At 62.8% G+C, this 748-nt stretch carries 1 protein-coding gene; it reads left to right on the plus strand.

Annotated features, from left to right (window positions below):
- Positions 1-95: 95 nt before the first annotated feature.
- On the plus strand, positions 96-748 hold a 653-nt coding region (locus EN884_RS37650; RefSeq protein WP_128361214.1), incomplete at its 3' end, for a DUF599 family protein.

Raw genomic sequence — 748 nt, forward strand, 5'->3', positions numbered from 1 at the left:
GCACCCGCCGACCTTGTTTGCTCCGGCAGCGACATTGGCACGATCGCTGAATGCGGACATCGAAGCGATCGCCCTGAATGTGATAAATTCAGGCCATGGGCGATTCCCTCGATCTTTCGACAGCCGATCTCGCGGCGCTGGCCTTCTTCCTCGTCGCGTGGCTGCTGCACACGTTTGCCTCCGACGGCAAGCTTGTCAGCCGGATGTCGCTGACGACGGCGATGAATGCACAGCGGCAAGCCTGGATGCGGACCATGGCCGAGCGCGAGATCCGCATCGTCGACACCGCCATCATGAGCGGGCTGCAGCAAGGCACCGCCTTCTTCGCCTCCAGCTCGCTGATCGCGATCGGCGGCTGCTTTGCCCTGCTCGGCGCGTCCGACCGGGTTCTTGAAGTGCTCAGCGACCTGCCTCTGGGTGGCGCGCCGTCGCGCGCGGCCTTCCAGATAAAGGTGTTTGGGCTGGTGCTGATCCTGGCGTTTTCGTTCTTCAAATTCGGCTGGGCGTACCGGCTGTTCAATTATTGCACGATCCTGATCGGCGCCGTACCGATCCCGCATGGCGAAGCCTCGCGCAATCCGGTCACCGAAACGGCGGTGTGGCGTGCGGCGCAAATGAACATGCTGGCCGGAAAGCACTTCAACTCCGGCCTGCGCGGCGTGTTCTTCTCGATCGGTTATCTCGGCTGGTTCGTCGACCCCATGGTGTTCGTGTTGTCGACGCTGTTGCTGCTGGCGGTGCTGGGGGG

The sequence above is a fragment of the Mesorhizobium sp. M7A.F.Ca.AU.001.01.1.1 genome, assembly GCF_004022735.1.
GTDB classification, from domain to species: domain Bacteria; phylum Pseudomonadota; class Alphaproteobacteria; order Rhizobiales; family Rhizobiaceae; genus Mesorhizobium; species Mesorhizobium ciceri.